We start from the raw sequence: 20,338 nt of genomic DNA on the forward strand, positions 1-20,338 counted from the left end.
CTCGTGGATTGATAGACAGTCTGATCGTGGCTTCCGGATTGGATAGCTTGACGCGATCGCGCCCGATCCCCGGCGGGGGTTCGCTTCTGGCTGAGGCTGTCACAGCGCTTCCGGCCAACGCAAGTATCAATTCCCGCATTTATGCCAACCAACTGTCCGCTCGGCGGAGCAGGCGGTGCCTTTTCCCGACCGTACTCAATGCCCCTCACAGGAGTGTTTCAAAATGACAAACCAGTCCTCAGACACCCAGCCCGCCCTTCACTCACACAACGTCTCGGTTCGGGGTGGTCGTTTGACCAAATTCAAGGGGCGCGTGGCGAGCATTGCGCCAGGTTTGTCGGTGGTGGCGACGGTTGCAGTGCTGTTCAGCGGCAGCGCAGCACAGGCCGCCTGTACTTATGATTCATTCGGCTACGCCCAATGTGGCCCGGACGCTATCCCCACAGTCCCCCCTTTCGATACCTTTCCTGGCAATGACCCCTACGTTGATGGCATCGTCTTTACCGAAGCAATGGCGGTTCACACCCTGGTACTGCCGGACCATCCTGAATTCACTGTGCTCGGCCGTGGGGTGACTTTGGATTATGTGGGTAACGAGGATGTTTTTGTGCACATGCAGAACGGGAAGGTTACTGCTGAGGCCAACGTCACGCGCGACAATTACTTCAATCACGGGGTTTCTGCGCGCACCACAGGTACTGGAAATGTGAAGGCCCAACTGGGTGGTGAGGACGGCCTCGATATTCAGGATGATGAGGATAACATCACTATCTATAGTGATCTTTCTGCAGGGCTTAGGGCGCAGATTGACAACAATGCGAGCGCAGCCGAGGCCAAGGCGGTCATGACCGGAGGAAAGATTACTGTTGCTGACGGTAGCTTATCCGAGGGGGTTTCGGCGTTCACCAGTGGCTTTGGCAATGCGACTGTGGAAATGAGGGGCGGCAAAATCGTGGTAGCGGCGGGCCTAGGCTTAAGAGTCGCGGTTAATGCATCCACCGACAACAACAGCGCGGATTATGAGGGTAGGGCGACGGCGTCAATGACTACAGGGGAGATCGAGACGCGGAATATTAACGGTATTGGCCTGCGGGCCACGACCGGTGGCATCAACGAAAATGCAGAGGCATTCGTGCATATGTCTGGCGGCAAAATCACCACACATGGGGAGGAGGTAGTGGAATATGCGGGGACGCCAGAGGAACTGAGAAGGAGCGGGGACGCGCACGCTCTTTTGGCGCAACTCGGGTACATCCCTGATGGTGATAGTAAGGCCAAGGCGACGGCGAAAATGACCGGAGGTGAGATCGAGACGATCCGTAAAAATTCATCCGGGGTTCGGGCGTTGAACGATGCCCTTGGCAATGCGACTGCGGAAATGGATGGCACTAGTGGCACGATCACGACGCATGGAAACCGATCTCACGGGATTCAGGCGTTTGCCAATCCCCACGAGGATCAGACCACCGCGGACGGGAGAGCGACGGCTGCGGGGGTGGCTGAGGCTAAAATGAGTGCCGGGACGATCACCATTAACGCTCACAGTGCCCATGGAGCTTATGCGCAGGCAAAGGGCATCCTTGGCAAAGCACTGGTGAGCATGGGCGGCGGCAGGATCACCACGAATGACAGTGGTTCTTACGGGCTTTATGCGCGGATTGACAACTCGAACAATGAACAAGAATCGAAGGTTTTCATGGACGGAGGGTCTATCGAGACGGAGGGGACGGGGGATGGAGGTGGGTCCCATGGGATTTTGGCGGACACCTCTGGCTTTGGTGATGTGATTGTGGAGATGCAGCGCGGCACAGTCATCACGCGTGGGAATGGGTCTCACGGGATTTGGGCGGAATCCGAAGCGCAGGCGAAAGTGAACGGCGAGCGGACTGATCCGGGCTCGGCGACGCAGGCGAAGGCGTTTGTCACCGTGGGTGCGCTTGCCGAGGTCACGGCTTTAGGATCGGGTTCAGACGGGATTCGCATTTCAGGGAATTTAGTGGATGCGGATGACGACGCCAGCACCCCGAACGACCTTGTTCAGTTAGGTGCAAGAGGCTTTGACATAGACGCGGCCGGGACTGTGACGGGCGGCGCTGGCAATGGTGCCGCGATCCGAACGATATCCAGCGACCCCGGGACGATTGATATTGCCGTCACCGCCACAGTGACTGCGGATGCGTCTGGTGTTGCGATACACACGGTGACTGCCGGGAAAGCTGGTGCTGTGACAGCAGACGACGATGGCACAGCGACCATCACCTCTGCCGGGACAATCACCGGCGATATTCTTCTTTATGCCGGTGACGACAGGCTGATTGTGACAGATGGCAGCATCACCGGTAATGTTTATGGCAGTGAGGGCAACAATACCTTGACCTTGGAACGTGGCCGTTTCACCGGGGATATTCGTCTTGTGGGGGGTAAAAATATCCTGAAGATAGAAGATGGCCGCTTCACCGGTGGCATTTATGGCGGTGAGGGCAACGATACCGTCACGATTTTTGCCGACACCACCTATGTTGGGTCCCACGTTCTGGACGGCGGTGCGGGCGACAACGATCAGCTGACCCTGCACGGCCAGACCATCAGCAACATAGCTGCGAACTTCCTCAATTGGGAGAGCGTCACGCTGAATGACACGACGCTGCGCCTGTCTGGGGTCACCACGGTGGATATGGATCTCTCGATCGACGCCGGGTCTGTGTTCCGCGCGTTCGGTGGGGAAGGTGGTATGACCATCGCAGGTCCTAAAGTGACCAATGAGGGCTCCGTGGTCTTCAGCGTGCAGGACGGGAATACGGGGGACGTGATCAGAGTTGAGGGCAATTACACCGGGTCGGACATGGGATCGGATGTTTTTGCCCTGGATGCGCGTATGGATGGCACGGACACCGACATACTTCACTTCATCGGCGATGTGTCAGGCGATATGGAGGTGTTGATTGCCAGCGTGGGCGGCGTCGGTGCGGAAGGCGCCCCGCTTGCGATCGACGTGGTCACTGTTGACGGCGAGTCTGGTGACGCGACCTTCACCCTTGTGGGTGGCAACCATGTGATGTCGGACGGGGCGCAAGCGGTGATCGCAGGTGCCTACCTCTATACACTGGCCGAGACTGGCCGCGGTTGGGTGTTGAGCGCGCTGTCGGAGAGCGGTGGGAGAAACTGGCAACCCTCTGCGCCGATCTATGACAGCTATGGCCAGTCGCTGCTGGCCCTCAATGGCCCTGCGTCGCTGCGCAAACGGGGCAGCTCGGAAGACTTCCGGAGCCTGGCCTGGGACGGTGGCCCAGCCACTCAAAGCGCAGGCTCCCCGCTGTGGTTCCAGATGGGGACAGAACAGGTCACGCTGTCTGAAGAACACAGCACAACAGGGGCCGCGCTCGACAGCAGTATCTGGGAGATGGAGATCGGTGGGGATGTTGTCCTGAGCGAGAGCGGTGCGGGCCTTCTTGTGGGCGGACTGCAGTTCTCCTACGCCACGGGCAGTGCGTCGGTGACCTCTGAGTTTGGGGACGGGTCGATTGACACCACGGGCCTGGGTCTGGGTCTGGCTGCTACGTGGTATGACAATCGCCGGTTTTATGTCGACGGGCAGTTCACGTTTGCCTCCTACTCCAGCGACCTCGAGGCCGACAGGATTGGAACCCTGACCGAGGGCAACGGCGGCACCGGCTATGCGCTGTCGGTGGAGGCGGGACAGCAGCTTGACCTGGGCGCCCGGCTGACGGTGATCCCGCAGGCGCAGCTGAGCCTGTCCTCTGTTGCGTTTGATGACTTTGAGGGTGAGCGCTACGGGGAGCAGGTGACGCTTGAGGATGCGTCCAGCCAGCAGCTGCGGCTTGGGCTTGAGTTTGGTGCGCAGGAGGCACAGGAGACGCGTCGCCTTTATGGCATCGTGAACCTGTTCCATGAGTTTGGCGCGGGCAGTGAGGTGAATGTTGCGGGGGCGACCCTGACGACCGAGAGTGAGCCCTGGGCCGTTGGGGTCGGCTTCGGCGGCAACTACGCCCTGACCGACCGCGTGGATCTCTTTGGCGAAGCCTCTTATGCCACCGGGCTCAGCAACGCCGGTGATACCAGCGCTCTGAGTGCAAATGCAGGCCTCAAAGTGGTGTTCTGAGGGGGTGGGTCTGGTCGTTGTGAGGACTGGAACGTCAGCAAACAGGCAATTCAGGAGCAGCGCACCGACCACGCCGAATATCAGCCAATTCTCCGCGACAAGCCTGAATTGGTAGAATGAGCCCTGACCGGCCCTTCACTGTTGTTTTCAGTTTCGTTCGGGCGGCAAGTCGTGAACGGCGCAAACCGGACATTAGTAGTACCAGTGACCTAAGGCAGCTTCGCAGGACTTTGCCGACTTTCGCCACACTTAGACCAATGGCTGCTTCTTGAAAGACACCAGAGCAGACAAGAGCGTCGTAGCGGGGCGAAGCTTTTTATAAGTTGCTCAGCCCAACTCTAAATCGGGCATTCCCTTAACTAAGTCGTCAACCGCTTTCATCTGCGTCAGAAAATCGCGCAAGCGATCCAATGGTAACGCGCTTGGACCATCACACTTGGCGTTGTCCGGATCAGGATGTGCTTCTAGAAACAAGCCTGCGATACCCACTGCTAAGCCCGACCGTCCAAGTTCAGCAACTTGGCTGCGCCGCCCACCGGACGCATTTGCTGCCGCATCTCTGATTTGCAGAGCATGAGTTACATCGAAAATGACCGGGGCATCTTCACTACTTTCCCGCATCGTTCTGATGCCGAGCATATCAACAACCAAGTTATCGTATCCAAAACATGATCCTCGTTCGCAAAGCATTACACGACTGTTGCCACACTCTCTCAGCTTCTCGACAAGATTCTTAACCTGCGGTGGACTCATGAACTGAGGTTTCTTCAGATTAATTGCTGCGCCTGTGGCAGCTACGGCGGCTATCAGGTCAGTCTGACGTGCCAGAAAAGCGGGCACCTGCAATACATCGCAAACCTCGGCTGTTGGTTGGGCCTGTGACACTTCATGTACGTCTGTAATAACGGGCACGCCAAACTCGGACTTAACATCTGAGAGCACCTTCAGTCCCTCGTCCAGTCCTGGTCCTCTAAATGAGTGGATCGATGATCTGTTTGCCTTGTCAAACGAAGCTTTGAAAATGTAGGGGATCTCTAGTTCCTGTGTAACTGAGACGAACGTTTCAGCAACGCGAAGAGCAAGGTCGCGGGATTCGATGACATTCATCCCACCTATCAGTGTCATCGCATTGCGGTTGCCTATAGGGATATTTGCTACCGTAACATCAGCCAATTGGTGTCTCCTGCTCTTTCTTTCATGAAAGCTTCTAGCACAGCAGAAACATTATAATATCCCTTGTTTCCCTAACACCAACCCAGTCGCAGATTCAGTTTAGCGGACGTTCATACAGACTACAGCATCGGTGATGATGGGCTCGATGCGGCCATTCTCTGCGACAATCCTGAATTGGTCGAATGAGCCCGTTGCTGCCGTTGCCCCAGTCTTAGGTAATTGCAAACGCAGCATGATGGTCCCAGCCCAGAGCGGACTTTCACAATTGAGCTTTGCAGCTTCCGAGAAAAGAGTGGAGCCAAATTCAATGGCTACTCCGCCCAAACCTGAATGAGCAAAGAGGCAATTGTCGAGGCCTAGTAAAGTGCCATCAGCGGTGGGGAATTCCCAAATTGCCAATTGCTATAGCTTCGCTGAGGTTTGAAAAGAAAGTGTTGACCTCTCTTGAAGAGGTTATGTGGTAGATAGTTTTGTCGGCCGGTGCATTGTCACAGAGCGTCCGCATTTTCTGGCGCCCTGTGTGGCGGGTCCGCCAGATCCAGGACCAGAACTCCAAGCTAAGCTTTTCCGGGCATCCATCAGGAAGATCCGGGCGGGTCCGGCCATAGTAGAGCAAAGTGCGCCGCAAGACGCGCCATGCCCTCAAGTTCAAGGGAATATCCAGCCAGATTAGGGTGTCCGCTCGGTCCAACCGCTCGTGCCATGTAGCGCTATGACCCCCTTCAAATATCCACTGCGGGTCTTTTATGACCTCAAGTGTCATCTTCGTCTTTTCCGTCCGGTCTCTCTCGATCCAGCCGGATTTCCAGTGGATGTGATCGATATGGACAACCGGCAAGAAGGTTAAAGCCCCCAAACGGCGTGCAAGGGTCGATTTCCCCGATCCGGGTTGTCCGATGATCATCACGCGCTGCATAACCTTATGGTGATAAAAGACGGCAGCGGGTGCAATAGGTGCATCTGCCTGATTGCGATTGCATGCTAACCGGTTGAATTCGTATTCTGCTTTCCGATTTGACCTCCAGTTTGAGCCCTTTCCGGACCTCCGCTAGCACGAGTGATTTTGCTAGCGCAGCACGTCGTGGATCGCAGAAACCGGACGTTGGATTTCCCAGATTGGAAAGGCGAGAGAGTGGACTCATTAGACGTTGTTATTCTCCAGAATTTTCTCAAATCTTGATACCTCCAAAGGAAAAGTTCCTTCCGAAGTGTTGAATTCTACAATTCGCGGACCCGTGTTGGTCCACCCGGACTTTTCATAGAAGCGACCTGCTCGGTCGTTTCCAATCGCACAGGCAAGCCAAGCTGCATTGTGCCCAGCAAGTCGGATACGTTCTTCAGCGTCTTCAATCAGCGCTTGAGCTATACCGGCTCCCCGCGCGCGCCGCGATACATACATCTGATAAAGTTCATTTTCCTTGACCATGCAAAACCCGAGCACTTCGGCGCCGTCACTCGCTATCCGCGTGCTTGCAAGATTTGCAATGGTACGGTCAAAGAAGCTGCTGGCAGTGCGCACTTCGCGCAGGCTAGCCGGTACAATGTTGGCATGAGCTTCGTGCCACCCGGCTTCCCAGATCGCGCAAATCTGTTTGGCCTGTGCTTTGATCGGAAATCCCAAGGTATATTTCATACTACGGAGCTACCTTCGCTCGCGCCGTTTAGCAACCAACGCTAAGGGCTCGGTGCCGTCGTTCACTGCGGATCGCAGGGACTACTGGTCAAAAGAGCCCCAACCGGCCGTTCCCGGTCTTTTTGACCGCTGCGTTTGCATTCGTCAGGTTTGGTTGGCCATTGCAGACCTTCAAGGTTTGATCGACGAATTCACTGGTCGCGGGACGAAGCGGACCATGGACATGCGGCTCAGCTCTTAACGCCCTTGCTATAGGTGATCGGTGCGAAGCCTCCCACGATAAGACGTTGTTGATCAAATGGAACCTCTCCAGGCGGATCAAAACGGGGATCCTCGGACATAGCTCTTTCGACCGCATCAACGCTTTCTTTATCCGGCCACTTTTGCCATGAGAACACAATTTTCTCATCACTCTTCGACTTTACGGCCCGTCGAAAATCTGTGTGTTTTCCGGAAGGCACGTTGTCTTCCCAAGCCTCGACAACCTCCATGCATCCATATTCCATCAGTAGTTTGGTCGAACGTTGCGACCACACCTTAAAATCATTGAGTCTTTCCTCTGGCACCGGGATTACAAATCCGACGATGTACATATTTGATCTCCCTTATGTTGATTTTGCGAACCGGATTCGATCCAATGGTAAGGAGTCTGGCGAATGGTTGGAAACAGGTCGCTTCGGGCTCGCACCCCCCTTTCTCTGCGGCTCGAACCGACTGGCGGTCAGAGCCCTGACCAGACCTTTACTGTTGTTGCCGGTTTCGCTCGTGCAGCAAGTCTCAAACCGCAGAAACTGGACATTCAGCAAGGTTCAATAAAAGGCGAGCGGACGGACTTTGCAGCCGTCTGGCTCTCGAAAAATAATGGCCCTTGGATTATTTGAAAACGTCCCCTGTCACCGCATTCAAGTATAGCCGGTTTGCAGTAGTGGAGCCGCCGCAGTAAGCGAAATAGATTGGTTCATTCCTATGGTTCGATGATTTCACCCATCCCCCCATTTCGAGGAAGTCACCGCCCGTGCATCTCCCTTGGGCAATGAGAGACTGAGCTGCTGTTGTAAATGTGGTTCGATAGCGTGCGAAGTCATCAGATCCTGCAATCATACGCTCTGTATCTAAAGCACTTTCTGCTGGATCTGACGGTCGATCATTTGACAGGAACTCGGTTGATACCCACTCGGAAAATTTCCCACCAGAGATTCCATTCGATGGATCGCAAGATGCGTCACCCGTGTCTACATACTCGCTGCGCCCACCTACACAAGAAGCATCATAGGGCATGGTAATTCGTGCCCATTTGCCGCGTCTCTCAAGGATTCTTGTACCTTCCCGAAAAAACAACTGTCCGACAATTCCGCAATCTACTGAAGGGCAGGTTCGGCGATTCAAACGTTCGGAAATAACCCAGTGCTTGGGATCGTTTGGCGACTGATCAACCTCGCCCGATGTGGTTTGAACACCTTCCGGTGTCGCCGCAAACATGCCAACAAGAACGAAACAGAGGATGGATGATAGCAATGCTGTCCATCTTTTTTTGAACGGCTTGAATGGATAAATGACTGCGGCAAGAGAAATCAATGATGCAATCGCTGCAACTGAGGCGAGACCAATGTTATCTTCCAAATTTAACATCCTTTGCCGTCACCAATATGGTGTTATCTGAAAAATCTATCCGACTAGGGTGGACCCAAGTCCCGGATAAGCGTTAATACAATTCGAATTATCGGCCTTAGCGGACCTTAACAATGGCAAACCCTTCCTTTTTAACAGGAAACCCGGTTTCCCTGATACTGTTCCCAAAGGTGAGAACTTGATCTGCGCTAAAAATCCATAAAGTTTTTGAAAATCTGATGTTCTCATAGCGGCCCTCATTCGCTGCGTTGAAAAACGGAAAATTGGGCTCGCTGCCGACTTACTCTGCGACTTGCATCGACTGGTGGTCAGAGCCCTTACCAGACCTTCATCGCACTTTGAGGCTTCGCTCGTGCAGCAAGTCGCAAGCCGCACATTCCGGACGTTCAAATCCCAGTGTCAGATGGCCGAATGGCGGACAATGCTGCCGTCGGATGCTGAACGATAAATGACCGCTCGCAGCCCTAATCGTACGTTCCCAACCAAGTTTTCTTTTGGCTCGACCACATTTACTTGCTTCGGAACTTAGTCGGTGTCATTCCGGTTTGACCTCGGAAAAAGCGAGTGAAATGGGACTTGTCGGAATAGCCGAGCATCAGACCGATCTCCGCAATTGTCATCTGGTCTTCATTGAGGTGCTCTTTGGCGACATCGACACGCAGCCGTTTGATTTCACGGGGTAGCGTTGTTCCTTGTCGCTGAAGCGCTTTCAGAAACCGTTCCGGTTGTATTCCCAGCATTCCAGCCACCATCTCAGGTCCCAAATCGGTTTCATCTAGTTTGTCGCGTAAGACAGAGCGCAAAGCTGCGACCACGGTTACTTCTTCCTCTTGTTGAGGTGAAGCTATGGGCTTGGCAGAGCCCTCAGAGACATGGTGCAAAAACAACCATCCCACAGGAAAACTAATTTGCATTCCGGGATCAGTCCCAAGGCCAACCTCGATCCCTTTGTAGTCGATAGGCAGCCCATTGATGTATCTGCTTTCCCATCGCACACGCGAAGAATCCCAAGAATCTCCGACGACGGTCTGCAATAGGCGTACATAGATTGCGGCACCAAAACCGGTCACCTGAATGGGTGGGACAGTTGGTTCCTGTTGCCTCTCGATACGATAAGTCGCCTTGTCTGCTTCAATCACAAGGCTGTGCCGCACAGAATTGGACTCCTGCGGTACGAGCCCAACAAAGCGGGTAAAAAACTCGAATAGCGTTTTTGTAGATTGCAAGGCTTGAGCGAAGGGCGGCCATCCTTGTAGGTCAAACGCCTCCCCTACATTCAGTCCTAGGTATCGATCCCCTGATACTTCTGAGAAGGCATTCACCAAACCGTAGACCAGCTCTGAGTGAACGAACACGGATGGGTCAGACAACAGTTCGGCTCTCAATCCGACCTGGTCCAATGCTGGTTGCGGATTGATCTTGCGTTCGGTGAGATATTGCAAAAACGGAGCGGCTAAGGAGAGGCGAATAAAGCCCTCGCTATGCTCTTTAGAGGTGGAGTTGAAAGGCAAGCTCGTCACCCTTGTGATGATTGGTATTTATATTCAGTGGCCATTTTTACGATCACATTCGAACATGCCAATTCGAAAGTGGCAACCGAGGCAAAATTTTCCGGACTACAGTTGGCAAAACATGAATATGAAGGAGTACCTATGTCCGGTCTACGAATGTCGCTTTGCTCGACGGTAATTGTCGCTGCAGGTCTTTCTTTTTCAGCGTCCGCGCAGGCTCAGGGTCAAGAAGAACCCCAAACTTTGTTTACCAACGTGCACATCTTCGATGGCGTGAATGAACAGCGCATCGAGAATGCCAGCGTATTAGTCGAGGGCAACCTGATTAAGTCCGTATCAACCGATGCGATCGATGCCCCCAATGCTACAGTCATTGACGGAGAGGGGCGGACATTGACCCCCGGGTTTATTGAACTGCACGCGCATCTCATGCTGATGGGGCCGACCTTGCCTGCGATGGAGGCCAACACGACCTGGGAGGACTTTGCCATACACGGTGCGCGGATGGCCGAGATGTATTTGATGCAGGGTTTCACCACTGTCCGGGATGCTGGTGGCGCTAATGGCGGACTACGTAGGGCGATAGACTCGGGGCAAATCGAGGGCCCTCGTTACTATCCATCTGGGGCGTTTATTGGAACACGCGGTGGTCACGCTGACTTCGCGAATTTCACAGCACCACCTGGTTCGGAGACCAACATGGGTCGGCTGAACATGGCTCAGGAGGTCAGTGGTGTTGATGACGTCTATAAATTCGCACGTAACAACTTTCGTATGGGCGCGACGCAATTGAAATTCATGCAATCCGGTGGAGTCGTGTCGGCATTCGACCCTTGGCAATTGCTGGCCGGGTCGCCCGAAGAAATCAGAGCCGCCGTGCAGGTCGCGAATGAATATGGCAGCTATGTCATGGCGCATTCCTATCGTAAAGAAGCTATCCTGAGTGCGCTCGACGCAGGTGTTATGTCAATCGAACATGGTTTTTCTTTTGACTGCGAAATTGCCGAAGTCATGAACGAGAAGGGTGCGTACATTACAACAAACCTAACGGCATTTGACCCCGGCCTTCTCGACATTCCAGCTGTGGCGAATGTTCCGGCGAGCCTTGCCAAGGCAAAGTCTGCCTCGGCCACATTTGCAGGCTATATCGACAATATGAAAGAATGCCCGGTGAAGCGGGGTTTTCAGACAGACTGTGTTGGTTCGGTAGAGGCGTGCAATATCCAGATTGCCTACGAAAAACACTTAAACAATGATTTTTTCGGCCCCTATACGTCCATGGTGACACTGACATCGACGGGCGGTGAAGTTGTCGCTCTGTCAGGGGATTTTATGAACCCGTATACCGCTGGAAAACTGGGTGTGATCGAGGAAGGGGCCTATGCGGACATCCTGCTGATCGACGGAAACCCACTTGAAGACTTCTCGGTTGTTGGCACGGGTGATCAGTGGTTCGGTGCCGACCCGAGGCCTGAAAGCCCAGATACGATCCGCCTGATCATGAAGGACGGCGTCATCTACAAAAACACATTGGATTGACCTGTCTAAACAGCCGGAGAGTATTTATGCACCATTGGTTTCGCTCCTTAGTATTTGCAGGGTTGGTTTGGTGTGGTCATCCTGTCATGGCGACGCCAGGAACCGCGTTGGACTGGTCTGACCTGCCTGACCCGTCCGCGCAGGTCTTTGAAGACCCCTATCGCGAACTTAGCGCGAAACAGTTCGACGATGTCCTTTACGTCGTACGGCTGCGCGGCAGGCTACGGCAGGATAGTGGCAGCGAAGAAGAGAGGCAGAAATGGCAAGAGCTTCTGACCGAGACTGAGGATGCCTTGGCGGCTGATGGAATTGATGTCGACTGGCTACTCGATCAGCGAGAGGTTGTAACGGAACGTCGAAGAAAGGCTGGGACGAACGGAAATCTGCAATTCGACGGTCAAACAATCACACTCGCGGGCTTTGCCATTCCTGCTCCGAGTGATCCGGACGGTCGGCCTGTGGCGTATTTGGTGCCAGAACGCGGGATGTGCAGTCACATGCCCCCACCTCCGCCCAACCAGATGATCCGTGTGCGGTTGAATGGCGACTGGACGCCCAGCTATTACCACGAACCCGTTCGGCTGACGGGCACGCTGACTATCGATCCTTCTGTTCAGAATATGATGGTTGTGGACGGCCTCATGCCAATGAATGCGACTTTCCAGTTAGAGACGGAACGTGTCGAAACTCTGGAAACTGAAGCAGACGGGCTGGAATGGAAGCAACGTGCTGCTGATCGCATCCGAGCGGCAGGTCATCGCAAGACCGGAGGGGCAAAGGCGTCTGAATGATAAGACTTCTGGTTACCGCATTGAGTATTGCCATTGCTGGCGTAGCGTCGGCTCAGGGACTATCCGGGCCATCTTCGGTTGAAGCTGATCTAAAGCCCGGAGATGGGCTAACCGATCCGCAATACCGTTCCGATTTTCCACGCAATATAGCTCCGGGTTGGTTTCAGTGGAAAGACCGACTGGCCGAGGAAGGATTTCGTTTCAATATTGACTACTTGGCATTGGGCCAATCCACGAATGCTGATCTGGGAACCGGCGAAGCAGCAAGCGGAATTGCGCGTTTTTACGGTAGTTGGCAGGCAACTGAACGCGGCTCTTTGACATTCAAGATCGAAGACCGGCACAGTTACACCGATGTTGCCCCACAGTTTCTTGGGCTGGATGGCGGAGCACTTTCGATCACTGGGACAGCCTTCAACGATAATGGTTTGCTGCTGACCAACCTGTTCTGGACCCAAAGGGCCGAGAACGGCGCGTGGACGCTGCAAGTTGGGCAGATTGATGTAACGGACTTTGTGGATATCTATGGGTTGGTCAGCCCTTACAGTGGTTTCCAAAACCTGTCTTTTAATACCAATCCGACAATTAACGCGCCCAACCAAGGTCTTGGCATTGCCGGTGGGATAAAGTTGAGCGAAAACATCTACGCTGTTGCGAGCGTCTCAGACGCAAACGCCGACCCGTCTGATCCAAACTTTGATGTGTTTAGCGATGGCAATCTCTTCAAGTCACTCGAGCTTGGTTACACCTCCGGCTTCGATCGCATTTACTTCGACAATATCCACCTGACCCTTTGGCATGCGGATGCAGCCGACGATGGCAGTCGCCCTGAAGACTATGGGGCTGCATTTTCAGCGGCATGGTTTGTTGGCAATAAATGGATGCCATTCTTTCGGGCAGGGGCCTCTAAAGGAACAGCGGCGCTTTACGATCGGTCCATCTCTGCAGGTCTGGGATATTACGGTCACAATACTGACCTGGCCGGGCTGGGCCTGAACTGGGCCGAGGCAAGAGGCATAGACGGTGACCAGTTCACGCTCGAAGCATTCTACCGTTTTTCAATCTCGCCCGGACTGCAGATCACGCCATCGGTACAATTCATTTCCGACCCGCTTCTGAATCCCAATCAGGACCAGATTACTCTGTTCGGTCTAAGAACCCAGATCGTTTTCTAATGCGGGGTGAATGCAATAGGTAAGCGGCAGTGCCAAAGGGCGACTAAGGGAGATCAACAGGACTTTGCAAAGCCTGCTTTCTGCGCGTTGCCACCGTTAGCGCGGACTGCAGCACCCGGTAACTTTGGGCTCGCCGCGGATATTCTCTGCGACAAGCCTGAATTGGTAGAAAGAGCCCCTACCAGACTTTCGCCCTCCTCCATTGCTTCGCTCGTGCAGCACGTCGCTAATAATGCAAACGAGACATTGGAAATGCTGACGACTAAAGGCGAGTGTGGACGAAGCACGCTTTCGCTGCGGACGCGCCAATGACCGGTTTCGCACCGAATGGTAGAGATGGACGGCCTGAAGAGGATTAGTCATAAGAACTTAAGTATTGTGAGAAAACGAGACTAGAGAACATGCCGACATCCATTAGAATTGTTGAACAACGGGACGATATTGCTACCTGCATGAAAATTCGATGGGCGGTGTTTGTTGAAGAACAAGGTGTTTCCGAAGAAGAAGAGGTAGACGGAGAAGACGACGAGTGTTCGCACGTTCTCGCTGAGATTGGAGATACACCGGTGGGAGCTGCGCGCTTTCGTTTGGTTGACGACTATGTCAAAATTCAACGCGTTTGTGTTCCAATAGAAGAGCGTGGAAAAGACATCGGTGCGAAAATCATTCAGTTTATAGTAGAACGTGCAGGTAAATCCACGAACGCTAAGTTCGTCCGTCTCGGCGCTCAGGTTCGTGCGCTCAGTTTTTATCGAAGACTGGGGTTTCGTGAAGAAGGACAACAATACTTGGATGCAGGTATCTTACACATAGACATGGCGCTACGCTTGACCCGCTAGTCTTCGTTCCGTGAAACAGCTCATCAACTTCTAAGACCCGTATCCTTTCAACGCATTCGAATCCGGTCTTCGCCGTGCAAGCGCCGGCCGCCAAAACGAGCTCGCACCAGACCCTCTCTGCGACAAGTCCGAATGGTGGAATGAGCCCTGACCGGACCTTCACCGTGCCTTCAGGCTTCGCACTTGCAGCATGTAGCAATCCGCACATTCTGGACATTTAAAACCAGGTGGAAAGTGGCGGAAGTGTGGACTATTGCTGTCGTTAAACTCCGCGTTTCGAATGACGGCTTTCGCAATCGAATCACCTACTCACAGTCGCCTAGGTTACGTAAAGAAGTGCGGAGCATCAGGAAGTGACACATGACGATCAAAAGATTTCCATACGAAGGATTAGGTAGGTGTGAAGCGGTCGTGTCGGATGGGATTGTTTGCGCTGTGGCAACCGATCCAAGTTTGGCAGACGGTATAATTGCGCAGACGCAAAATACACGGAATGAACTCAGACGCATTCTAGAAGCTGCGGATAGCGGATTAGCTGGCATGCTTCAGGCAACAGTCTATCTCAATGACGTAAGACAAAAGCCCGATTTAGACAGTGTCTGGCTTGACTGGATTGGACCAGTCAGATCAGGCTGCTCAGTAAAAGCAGATGAGAATGAAAAGTGTGCAGTATAACTAGTTCACACGCATTGGTATTGTCTCATGTCTCAGCATTTTCGTTCGGCTCAGGAAAGCGAACATATCGACCAGAATTGCGTGCGCAGCCTTTTCGTCAACCCGATAATAGCGTGTTAGTTGGGGTTGGCGCCGAACTGCCTCTTTTAGCTTATGGTCGGTCGGCGCGGTACGCTCGCCTTGAATTTCCGGATATTCAACCAGGTAAGACGCCAGAGAATCAGGTAGCGTAGTATTCCAAAAAACAGTCAGATAATCGCGAATGATCTGATCAGATATCTCTTCAGAACGCTTGCGGGTACTCGCGTCCATTCGCGGGGTGCGCCCGGACCAGCGGTCCAAAAAAGCCAAAACAAATCGATCCCCATCTGTATCCAACACCTCTTGGAAAACACCATCACGGACTGCCGGAACACTTGGATCGATAAAGTACTCTGTTCTCAACGCATGGCTGGAACTGTTCTCCGCACGTACGTACTCTACGGGCAGTGCTCGCCTTGGTGGGCAAAGGGCGCGTTCTGCTCCGGGCGGCTGAGGGCATGCTCGCATTAATAGGGTCAGTTGTTCTTCTCTAACCGAGCATAGTTCTTCGATCAGGTCATCTTTATTTTGGTTAATCTCGAATACATGCTTGTATTCGACGTGACGTAGGACCGATGCCGCGCATCCTACTACACGCCAGCCGATTTCACTGGGTTTCGCTAGACTAACCGTTAATGAGAGTACGCTTTCGCCTGTAGGTGCAGCGACCTTTGCAGTGGCTTCAAGCGTCTCAAAACTGAACCGATTCACGTTTTGATTAAACCAATTTACCAGCTTCCTAGTGTCGGCGTTTACGATGAAATCCATTTTGGTTTCGAACAGAACAGATGGTTCCAGGTATTTCTGGTCGCCTTCATCCGAGCGCAATTGCACGACAGGTGTGTCTGCTAGTCTGCGCGATACGATGTTCACATGCGGCGCAAAGGACTCAACTTGAATCAATGCTCCTGTTTCAATCAGGGCCGAACATCTGCCCGTTCGGCGACAGCTTACCATCGTTTGTGTGCGCATTGGAATTGGATCTTCTTCTGCGTCGGCATACGATTCTGAAACAACCTGTTTTTCAACGTCATACATGTCACGAAGCTGATCAAACGCGATCAATGGATATGGCGTTCCGAGCTGGGTCAAGAACTCATCCACAGACTGGGATTGCGGGTCGTAATCAGATATCACCTGCCAGGAATGTCTGCTCAACTGGCCATTATCGCCCTCCGTATCCAGCTGGTTTTGGACGCGCGAAAACTCATCAGTTACAAAAAAATGTACACGGGGAGCACCTCTTGGTGCTTCGGTCGGTACAAACAGAAAACCGCCCATTGTTAGGAAACCTGCCCACGCGATCATGCCAACCGTAACCTGTGCAAGGCCTCTTCCAACCAGATACTTGTAAAGAAAAGTCAGCTTTGCTCGTACCAGTCCACTCCTGGTGACCAACGGTTTGTCTAGTAGCGAGTAAATCCACTCAAAGGCGAAATATGATCCACCTGCAAGAATGATTGGAACGATGATAGCGAATGGGTGAAAGGGCTCGAAAACATAGATCCACGCTAAGCACGTAGCAAAAAATGCCAACCAAACCATCTTGGGATGCAACGCAAAACTGGCAAGTCGTTCATCTAATGGCACTCTGGGTGTTTTAAATTGAACCGCGGCCTGTTGCCCATCTTTGTTTAGAAGTTCGCGTTTTGCCACCATCGCGCGTCGCAGTTTCCGATGACCGGGAAACCGTCGCTCGAATTTCAGGCCATCTTCGATCCAGCCGTAGCGCCGTTCGATCAGTTCGACCCATTCTTTGTCTGCCGAGATGAACTTCTTGAACTCATCGCAACCGGAAAATTCGTTCTCGGCCAAGCAAACTACCAGAGCTTGCTCGAAATCCCGAGCACTCGAGAATTCGTCAAGCAACCTGTCGTTCAGCAAGATCGTCCAGGTGGCGACGTCGTAATCCCGACTTTCAACCAGATAACGCATCCTAACCAAAAGATCTTGATAGGCTGTGGCAGCGGCAACCTGTCCGGGCATCTCGACGAATTCTGTGTCGTCGTGATTGATCGATACTACTGATTCTCCAGACTTTGGGGTATCTTCCTCAGCGGTTGCTTTGCCTTCTTCATTCGTAGGAGGTTCCGATCTGATTGCATCTTCATGGCTTTGCGCCTGAGCCGCTTCATCGTTGGCTGCCATCTGTCGCGCGAACTCATACGCCTGACGCAAAGCCTGGAACCCTTCGGGATCCGTCTGGCGGTTCAGAGCTTTCAATTCGCGCGCATAGGCTTTGCGAATTTCCTTGTCAGGCCCAGGCCCATCCAGACCCAGAATGTTCCACGGAAAAACCCCAGACTTACCGGACATAGTTACGCTCAATGCTTTCGATGTTTTGAAGCAACTGCTCCCGGCATCTCGCGATTTCACGCGGATCTTGTTTGCCCAATACTTGCTCAAACTCGGAAATTAGGTTTGTGACTTCCGTACGATCTACGCCAAGTAGCATCGCATATAGGCCCTTGAGCTTTTCTAGCAGAGCTATGTTTTCTTCGTCTTCCCTTGGATGAACCTTGAAGGCATCCAATGCCCGCAAACGGGCCGTTTTTTCCGCGCTCGAAAGTGAAGCTGCGTTACCTTCAATCACTAACTGGCGTGACAAGCCCGTGGATGTGACCGTCACGTCAACCTGCAACAAACCGCTCGTATCATAGGAAAATCGGACCGCAATTGATTCCTTTCCCTTTTGATTTGGGGGGACTTGCACTGACATATGTCCGATTTTAATGTTCTCAGCCGCGATCGGAGATTCACCTTGATAGACATCTACATCGATCCGAGTTTGCCTGTCTTCCATAGTCCAGAAGTGACTCATTCGCGATGCAGGTAAGATCGTGTTTCGCTCTATTATCGGGGCGAAACCGTTGGGAATACTGCCGGTCTGCGTCTCGATATTCGAACGAATGCCCAGCGAAAACGGGGCGACGTCCGTCATAACCATATCCGACAACGCTTCGTCATTGCGCAGCAATCCGGCTTGAACAGCTGCGCCGTAGGCAACAACCTGATCCGGGTCCAGACCAGCTTCAGGCAGTTTACGTAGTAAGCGCGCCGCTAGGCCCCGCACCATCGACATGCGTGTCGCGCCGCCGACCAAGACCACTCGATCAATCTGATCTGCGTTCAACCGAGCATCATATAGTGATTGCTCAATTGGTCGCCGCATCCTAAGCAAAAGATCTCCGCAGATCTCTTCGAACCGGTCGCGCGTCAACGAATACTCAATTGAGCGTTTTGATAAGTTGATCGTAACCTCCGCCTGATCCGCAGAAGACAAACGGTGCTTTATCGCTTCGGCTGCCATGTTCAGTTGGGCACGTTCATTGGTCTTGATCTTCCTGGCATCCAGGTCATTCAGGTTCAGAATGTCTGCGAGAACCGCTTGAGTGAAATCTTCACCACCCAGTTGCGTATCCCCGGAACTGGACCGAACTTCCATAACCCCTTCGAACATCTCAACGATTGAAACATCGAACGTACCTCCGCCAAGATCCAGGACCATGATGGTTTGTTCGATATCCTTTGCATGAAGCCCATAAGCCATGGCGGCGGCTGTGGGTTCATTGATCAAATGCGGGCGTGGCAATCCCGCGAGTTCGGCAGCCAGCATCGTCGCTTCGCGTTGTGTCGAATTGAAATATGCCGGAACCGAGATCACCAATGCACCAATTTCCACCGCGCCTTCATTGGCTGCCAAATCAGCCCCGAGTTTGCGAAGAATTATTGCTGACAGTTCGCTGGAATTGTAGGATTGCCGCCCAATCTCGTAAGTCTTGGATGTGCCCATTGTCCGCTTAAAGCTGGCGATTGTCTTTTCAGGGCAACTAACCAAGCGTGCCTGGGCCGATGATCCCACCAACAACGTAAAATCGTCCGATAGCCCAACGACCGAAGGCGTCAGAACACTACCATTGCTACCTTTGATCAGATCAACCTCGCCGTTTTCGCGTATAGTCGATACCAGTGAATGGGTTGTTCCAAGATCAATTCCGACCGCCAGCAACGCGAACCTCCTGCAATTTATGACTAATTTTCGTGCGAGACCTGAACCAGCTATGCGCAATGTTGACAAATCTGGGGATGCCAGCATCCCGCCCATGGTGTTCGGCAATAACGTTTCCCTGGTGCAGAAATCGATGTTCAGAGTTTTCTGGGTGCGTCTCTTTAGTCATGCTTTTCGCGTTTGCTGCGGTGCAGGAAAGATCTTGGCCAGTTTGCGGAGGTCTTAAATGGTGGAGGCGAGAAATAAATCGTTTTTTACGCCACATCGGCCTCGTAATCGTAGCCTGTCTAATCTCATCTTTCCTTACCTATGACATCAATCCAATTGCGGTCGGCAAACATCGCTTCGGACGCCCAAATTCTACGACTAGGTTGCTGCATTAAGAAATACTGAGAGGCTATATTTTAATAGGCCCTTACTATGATTTGGCCGTGTGGCGGGCGTTGTTGCATAACTCATGCTTAAGGCGTAACGGCCCCTGGATAGCAAAACCAGTTCCCACCTTTGGCGGTTCGAATTTGTCTTGTGTAAAAACTGAAAGTGAAGTGGAACGGGTGGTAGAGGGCGAGATCAGCCCCAATTCGAACTGAGCCCCATTCAACTGTGCAGCAAATCTTGTTGAGCCTGGGCACCCGAGAGAAACTCGATATAGTCGTCACACCAAGGATAGCAGTTTGAGCCCTTACCGACCTTTGCTTTGGTTTTACGTCTTTGCAAACGCAGCATGGTAGTCCGGCCCAGAGCCGACTTTGAGCACAGCAACCGAATTCTGCGTCAGCTGCCCGCTTAGCGGCCATTCGCTGCGCTGCCAAAATTTGTGTCTGTCCCAACTCACAGTCTGCGGAGATCCGCGTTAGACTTGAGTTGGCCGAGAACCATCGTGACCTTGCATTGTTCAATATGGCTATCGACAGCAAACTCCGCGGCTGTGATCTGATGAAAATGAAAGTAGCCGATGTCATGGCGTCGGGGCAGATCAAAGAGCTCGCGTCCGTTCTGCAAAGCAAAACCCAGAAACCTGTACGCTTCGAAATTTCCGAAGGTACACGTGCTTCCGTCGAGAAGTGGATGGAAGATGAGCTCATGATCGGGTCTGAGTACCTTTCTCCAACAGACGAGCCAGTCGATGAAGAAAAGCCGCTTCACCGAAGAACAGATTTTCA

Annotated in this window: 14 protein-coding genes and 1 pseudogene; 7 read left to right on the forward strand and 8 right to left on the reverse strand. The window is 52.9% G+C overall.

Annotated features, from left to right (window positions below; all coding sequences use genetic code 11):
- The first annotated feature begins 223 nt into the window (after positions 1–223).
- Positions 224–4,120, forward strand: a complete 3,897-nt coding sequence (locus ACR0BU_RS23325; protein WP_480739270.1) for an autotransporter family protein — start codon at positions 224–226, stop codon at positions 4,118–4,120.
- A 327-nt stretch (positions 4,121–4,447) separates the two neighbouring features.
- Here ACR0BU_RS23325 and kdsA read toward each other — a convergent pair whose 3' ends face one another.
- The 6 genes from kdsA to ACR0BU_RS23355 form a co-directional block, all read right to left on the reverse strand.
- Positions 4,448–5,293, reverse strand: coding sequence for a 3-deoxy-8-phosphooctulonate synthase (kdsA, locus tag ACR0BU_RS23330; protein WP_480739269.1), 846 nt, complete (start codon positions 5,291–5,293; stop codon positions 4,448–4,450).
- A gap of 370 nt (positions 5,294–5,663) precedes the next feature.
- Positions 5,664–6,209, reverse strand: a complete 546-nt coding sequence (locus tag ACR0BU_RS23335) for a P-loop NTPase family protein (RefSeq protein WP_480739268.1) — start codon at positions 6,207–6,209, stop codon at positions 5,664–5,666.
- Positions 6,210–6,434: 225 nt separating this feature from the next.
- Positions 6,435–6,926, reverse strand: coding sequence for a GNAT family N-acetyltransferase (locus ACR0BU_RS23340; protein WP_480739266.1), 492 nt, complete (start codon positions 6,924–6,926; stop codon positions 6,435–6,437).
- A 230-nt stretch (positions 6,927–7,156) separates the two neighbouring features.
- On the reverse strand, positions 7,157–7,519 hold the full coding sequence (locus ACR0BU_RS23345) for a DUF1428 domain-containing protein (protein ID WP_480739265.1): 363 nt from the start codon (positions 7,517–7,519) through the stop codon (positions 7,157–7,159).
- Positions 7,520–7,799: 280 nt separating this feature from the next.
- Complete coding sequence (locus ACR0BU_RS23350) at positions 7,800–8,546, reverse strand: SH3 domain-containing protein (protein WP_480739264.1); 747 nt, start codon at positions 8,544–8,546, stop codon at positions 7,800–7,802.
- A 518-nt stretch (positions 8,547–9,064) separates the two neighbouring features.
- The gene (locus tag ACR0BU_RS23355) at positions 9,065–10,075 is read right to left on the reverse strand and encodes an AraC family transcriptional regulator (RefSeq protein ID WP_480739262.1); all 1,011 of its coding nucleotides are present in this window, start codon (positions 10,073–10,075) and stop codon (positions 9,065–9,067) included.
- A 132-nt stretch (positions 10,076–10,207) separates the two neighbouring features.
- Between ACR0BU_RS23355 and ACR0BU_RS23360 the strand changes: the two genes are divergently transcribed.
- From ACR0BU_RS23360 to ACR0BU_RS23380, 5 genes are all read left to right on the forward strand, one after another.
- Complete coding sequence (locus ACR0BU_RS23360; protein WP_085823390.1) at positions 10,208–11,605, forward strand: amidohydrolase family protein; 1,398 nt, start codon at positions 10,208–10,210, stop codon at positions 11,603–11,605.
- An 86-nt stretch (positions 11,606–11,691) separates the two neighbouring features.
- On the forward strand, positions 11,692–12,396 hold the full coding sequence (locus ACR0BU_RS23365) for a DUF3299 domain-containing protein (RefSeq protein WP_298938391.1): 705 nt from the start codon (positions 11,692–11,694) through the stop codon (positions 12,394–12,396).
- The gene (locus ACR0BU_RS23370; protein ID WP_298938393.1) at positions 12,393–13,571 is read left to right on the forward strand and encodes a carbohydrate porin; all 1,179 of its coding nucleotides are present in this window, start codon (positions 12,393–12,395) and stop codon (positions 13,569–13,571) included. The genes ACR0BU_RS23365 and ACR0BU_RS23370 overlap by 4 nt, the downstream gene beginning before the upstream one ends.
- Before the next feature lie 401 nt (positions 13,572–13,972).
- On the forward strand, positions 13,973–14,410 hold the full coding sequence (locus ACR0BU_RS23375) for a GNAT family N-acetyltransferase (protein WP_480739260.1): 438 nt from the start codon (positions 13,973–13,975) through the stop codon (positions 14,408–14,410).
- A gap of 360 nt (positions 14,411–14,770) precedes the next feature.
- The gene (locus tag ACR0BU_RS23380) at positions 14,771–15,085 is read left to right on the forward strand and encodes a Rid family hydrolase (RefSeq protein WP_480739258.1); all 315 of its coding nucleotides are present in this window, start codon (positions 14,771–14,773) and stop codon (positions 15,083–15,085) included.
- On the opposite strand, the gene ACR0BU_RS23385 is transcribed toward ACR0BU_RS23380, so the two are convergent.
- Positions 15,086–17,389, reverse strand: a complete 2,304-nt coding sequence (locus ACR0BU_RS23385; RefSeq protein WP_480739257.1) for a hypothetical protein — start codon at positions 17,387–17,389, stop codon at positions 15,086–15,088. It lies immediately after the preceding gene.
- Positions 17,390–17,471: 82 nt separating this feature from the next.
- A complete protein-coding gene (locus tag ACR0BU_RS23390; protein WP_480739255.1) occupies positions 17,472–19,175 on the reverse strand; it encodes an Hsp70 family protein in 1,704 nt (567 codons plus the stop codon).
- A 900-nt stretch (positions 19,176–20,075) separates the two neighbouring features.
- On the opposite strand from ACR0BU_RS23390, the pseudogene ACR0BU_RS23395 reads away from it, so the two are divergent.
- Positions 20,076–20,285: pseudogene (locus ACR0BU_RS23395) on the forward strand (integrase); the annotation flags it as partial.
- Positions 20,286–20,338: the final 53 nt, after the last annotated feature.

Source organism: Ruegeria sp. CK2 (assembly GCF_056536585.1).

Excerpts from the sequence above, each read along its gene's own strand:
- ACR0BU_RS23325 (WP_480739270.1), top strand. The coding sequence starts at position 224 with ATGACAAACCAGTCCTCAGACACCCAGCCCGCCCTTCACTCACACAAC.
- ACR0BU_RS23380 (WP_480739258.1), top strand. The coding sequence starts at position 14,771 with ATGACGATCAAAAGATTTCCATACGAAGGATTAGGTAGGTGTGAAGCG.
- ACR0BU_RS23335 (WP_480739268.1), bottom strand. The coding sequence starts at position 6,209 with ATGCAGCGCGTGATGATCATCGGACAACCCGGATCGGGGAAATCGACC.
- ACR0BU_RS23345 (WP_480739265.1), bottom strand. The coding sequence starts at position 7,519 with ATGTACATCGTCGGATTTGTAATCCCGGTGCCAGAGGAAAGACTCAAT.
- ACR0BU_RS23360 (WP_085823390.1), top strand. The coding sequence starts at position 10,208 with ATGTCCGGTCTACGAATGTCGCTTTGCTCGACGGTAATTGTCGCTGCA.
- ACR0BU_RS23370 (WP_298938393.1), top strand. The coding sequence starts at position 12,393 with ATGATAAGACTTCTGGTTACCGCATTGAGTATTGCCATTGCTGGCGTA.
- ACR0BU_RS23365 (WP_298938391.1), top strand. The coding sequence starts at position 11,692 with ATGGCGACGCCAGGAACCGCGTTGGACTGGTCTGACCTGCCTGACCCG.
- ACR0BU_RS23375 (WP_480739260.1), top strand. The coding sequence starts at position 13,973 with ATGCCGACATCCATTAGAATTGTTGAACAACGGGACGATATTGCTACC.
- ACR0BU_RS23340 (WP_480739266.1), bottom strand. The coding sequence starts at position 6,926 with ATGAAATATACCTTGGGATTTCCGATCAAAGCACAGGCCAAACAGATT.